This is a genomic window from Rhizobacter sp., from assembly GCF_031412495.1.
Classification (GTDB): Bacteria; Pseudomonadota; Gammaproteobacteria; order Burkholderiales; family Burkholderiaceae_C; genus Schlegelella_A.
Genome location: NZ_JANODC010000470.1, coordinates 1 through 4,041 on the forward strand (window position 1 = coordinate 1; position 4,041 = coordinate 4,041).

Annotated in this window: 3 protein-coding genes and 2 pseudogenes; all 5 read left to right on the forward strand. The window is 72.0% G+C overall.

Annotation, left to right across the window (positions count from 1 at the left end; genetic code table 11):
* Positions 1 to 258, forward strand: a 258-nt coding sequence (locus AC30N0_RS17485) for a hypothetical protein (protein ID WP_489519167.1), incomplete at its 5' end; no start/stop codon positions are given.
* Positions 259 to 279: 21 nt separating this feature from the next.
* The gene (locus AC30N0_RS17490; RefSeq protein WP_489519168.1) at positions 280 to 1,113 is read left to right on the forward strand and encodes an ABC transporter ATP-binding protein; all 834 of its coding nucleotides are present in this window, start codon (positions 280 to 282) and stop codon (positions 1,111 to 1,113) included.
* A 98-nt stretch (positions 1,114 to 1,211) separates the two neighbouring features.
* A pseudogene (locus tag AC30N0_RS17495) lies at positions 1,212 to 1,658 on the forward strand (ABC transporter ATP-binding protein); the annotation flags it as partial.
* Positions 1,659 to 2,243: 585 nt separating this feature from the next.
* Positions 2,244 to 3,452, forward strand: a pseudogene (locus AC30N0_RS17500) (Tm-1-like ATP-binding domain-containing protein); the annotation flags it as partial.
* 16 nt (positions 3,453 to 3,468) lie between these two features.
* The coding region (locus tag AC30N0_RS17505; RefSeq protein WP_489519169.1) for a phosphoenolpyruvate hydrolase family protein at positions 3,469 to 4,041 on the forward strand (573 nt) is incomplete at its 3' end.

The following is a 4,041-nucleotide window of genomic DNA, read 5'->3' on the forward strand; positions in this document are numbered from 1 at the left end:
AAGGGCGACCTCTCCGGCAACCAGGCCAAGTACCGCGAGGCGCTCTCGAAGATGGTCCTGAAGACGCCGAACGGCGAGGTCAGGCTCGACGCGAACCGGCAGGCGATCGGCACGACCTTCGTCACCGAGGTGGTGAAGGACGCGCAGGGCAATCTGACCACGCGCGTGAACAGCAAGGTCGACAACGTCGATCAGATGCTCGGGATGAAGAAGGAAGAGTTCCAGATGGGCTCGCGCGACGTGCCGGCCTGCCCGTAAAAACCGCAGGTCCGGACGCCGATGGCTTCCATCGCCCAGCTGCGCCAGACCCGTCCTGCCCCCGCCGGGCAGGGCGGGCGCGGCCTGCATGCGCCGCGTGCGCCGCTCGCCTCCAACGATGCGTTGGTGCTCAGCGGCGTGACGCGGGCGTTCGGCGCCTTGCGCGCCGTCGACGACGTGTCGTTGACGGTCAGCGCCGGCGAGAAGTACGCCGTCCTCGGCTCGAACGGGGCCGGCAAGACGACGCTCTTCAACGCCATCACCGGCGATTTCCCGCCCACCTCCGGGCGGATCCAATTCTTCGGCGAGGACATCACCGGCCTGCCGCCGCACGAGCGCATCCGCAAGGGCCTGCGCCGCACCTACCAGTCCTCGCTGCTGTTTCGCGACCTGACGGTCCGCGACAACCTGTTCCTTGCCGTGCGCGGCGTCGCCAATGGCCGCTTCAGCTTCTGGCGGCCGGGCCCGGGCCACGCCTCGACGCTGGCCACCACCGACCTGCTCGATCGCGCCCGGCTCTCGCACATCGCCGACGAGCGCGTCGCCAACCTCGCGCATGGCCAGCAGCGCCAGCTCGAGATCGGCATGGCGCTGGCCGGCGCGCCGCGCCTGATCCTGTTCGACGAGCCGGCGGCCGGCCTGTCGCCGGTCGAGCGCCGCGAACTGGTGGCCCTGCTCACGTCCCTGCCGGCGCACATGAGCTACGTCCTCATCGAGCACGACCTTGACATCGCCCTGCGCGTCGCCGAGAAGGTCAGCATGATGCACAACGGCCGCGTCCTGAAGACCGGCACCCCCGCCGAGATCGAGAGCGATCCGCAGGTGCAGGCGATCTACATGGGCGGCAAGCACTGATGGCACCCCCACGCTCCCGATGGTCGCTGCGCCCCGAGGGGGCCCGGTCCGGCTCGGGCGCGGCCCGGCGCCCGGCCGGGCCGGCGTCTTCTTCGCCCATGCTCGTCGTCGCGGAGCTCGACGTCTATTACGGACGTGCGCACGCGCTGCAGGGCGTGAGCTTCGCCATCGAGCGCGGCGTCACGGCCATCGTCGGCCGCAACGGCATGGGCAAGACGACCCTCTGCAACGCCATCACCGGGCTCGTTCGCGGCACCGGCAGCGTCCGCCTCGCCGGCGAGGAGATCCTGGGCCTGGCACCGCACGAGATCACCCGGCGCGGCATGGCCTACGTGCCGCAGGGCCGCCGCGTCTGGCCCTCGCTGACGGTCGACGAGACCCTGCGCCTCGTCGCCACGCACCGGCGCGAGGTGGAGCGCGTCTACGACATGTTCCCGCGCCTGGCCGAGCGCAAGGCCAACGGCGGCGCCCAGCTCTCCGGCGGCGAGCAGCAGATGCTCGCCATCGGCCGCGCGCTCCTGCTCGAGCCGCGCCTGCTGGTGATGGACGAGCCGACCGAAGGGCTGGCGCCGGTGATCGTCGAGCAGGTGGTCGAGGCCTTGCGCGCGCTCACCGGCGAAGGCGAGATCGCGATCCTGCTGATCGAGCAGAACCTGGGCGTGGCGATGGACGTCGCCGACCGCATCGGCGTGATGGTCAACGGCCGCATCACGCGCGAGATGCCGGCGGCCGAGCTCGCCGCCGACCGTGACCTGCAGGAGCGCCTGCTCGGCGTGCGCGCCGGGGCCGACGAGGAGCCGGCAGCCGCGCCTCCGGAGCAGGCCGGTCCGGCGCCGCTCCAGGTCCTCACCGTGCGCCGCGCCCATGGCGATGGTGCTTCCCGCCTCGACGACCCGGCGCCAGGATCGGTGCGCGGCTTCAACCGCTGGAACGCCGGCGGCACGGCGGCGCCAGTCGCCGACATCGCGAGATCGAGCGCGAGCGGCGCGGGCCCGGGCGCAGCGAGCGGATTCGCGCCGGCGGCGCCGTCTGGCGCCGGCAGCGGCGGCCGTGCCTCGGCATCGTCGGCCGCACCCGCTGCCGCGCAGGTCTTCGACTTCCCGGTCGCGGCCAGCACCGCGCGCGCCGCCTACGTCGCCGGCACCTTCGACACCAAGGGTCGCGAGCTGTTCTTCCTGCGCGAGCGCCTCGACAAGCTCGGCCTGCGCGTCGTCACCGTCGATCTCGCCACCTCGGGCCGGCCGTCGTCGGCGAGCGTGCATCCCCGCGAAGTGGCGCGCCACCACCCGGACGGCGAGGGCGCCGTCTTCAGCGGCGACCGCGGCAGCGCGGTGAGCGCGATGGCGATCGCCTTCGAGCACTTCATCGCCGGCCGGCGCGACGTCGGCGGGATCATCTCGGCCGGCGGCTCCGGCGGCACGACGCTGGCGACGCGGGCGATGCGGGCCCTGCCGGTCGGCCTGCCGAAGGTGATGGTCTCGACCATGGCGTCGGGCGACACGCGCCCCTACGTCGGGCCGAGCGACATCTGCATGATGTACTCGGTGACCGACGTGCAGGGCATCAACCGGATCAGCGAGAAGGTGCTCGGCTACGCCGCGCACGCCCTCGCGGGGATGATGTCGCACCCGGCGCCGAGCGGCGACCAGACCAAGCCGGCGCTCGGCCTGACCATGTTCGGCGTCACCACGACTTGCGTGCAGGCCGTGACGAAGCGCCTGGCCGACGAGTACGACTGCCTCGTCTTCCACGCCACCGGCGTCGGCGGGCAGTCGATGGAAAAGCTCGCCGACTCGGGCCTGCTCGCCGGCGTGATCGACGTCTCGACGACCGAGATCGCCGACGAGGTCGGCGGCGGCGTGCTGTCGGCCGGCCCGACCCGGCTCGACGTCTTCGCGCGCCACGCGCTGCCGTACGTCGGCTCCTGCGGTGCGCTCGACATGGTGAACTTCGGCGCCTGGGAGACGGTGCCGGAGCGCTTCAAGGCCCGCAAGCTCTACCGCCACAACCCGACCGTGACGCTGATGCGGACCACCGTCGACGACTGCCGGCGCATCGGCGTATTCCTCGCCGCCAAGCTCAACGCGATGCGCGGCCCGGTCCGCTTCCTCATCCCCGAGCGGGGCGTCTCCGCGATCGACGCGCCCGGGCAGCCGTTCTTCGACGCCGAGGCCGACCGGGCGCTGTTCATGACGCTCGAGCAGCAGTTCCGCACGGGGTCGAACCGCAAGCTCCAGCGCCTGCCGCTGCACCTCAACGACGAAGCGTTCGCCGACGCACTGGTCGCCGCCTGGCGCGAGATCGCCGTCGCGCCGGCGGCCACCCGCGCCGCGCGCTGACAAGAAGGACATCGCCATGCCGCGCATCGCCCGCCAGACCCTGCTCGACCGCTTCCGCGCCAAGATCGCGCGGCGCCAGCCCCTCATCGGCGGCGGCGCCGGCACGGGCTTGTCGGCCAAGTGCGAGGAGGCCGGCGGCATCGACCTCATCGTCATCTACAACTCGGGCCGCTACCGGATGGCCGGGCGCGGCTCGCTGGCCGGCCTGCTCGCCTACGGCAACGCCAACGAGATCGTCTGCGAGATGGCGCACGAGGTGCTGCCGGTGGTGAAGAAGACGCCGGTGCTCGCCGGCGTCAACGGCACCGACCCGTTCATGATTCCCGACGCCTTCCTGCAGCGCCTGATCGGCCTGGGCTTCTCCGGGATCCAGAACTTCCCGACGGTCGGCCTCATCGACGGCACCTTCCGCGCCAACCTCGAGGAAACGGGCATGGGCTACGGCCTCGAGGTCGAGCTGGTGGCCCGCGCCCGTTCTCTCGACCTGCTCACCACGCCCTACGTCTTCAGCGAGGAGAACGCGAAGGACATGACGAAGGCCGGCGCCGACATCGTCGTCTGCCACATGGGTCTCACCACCGGCGGCGCG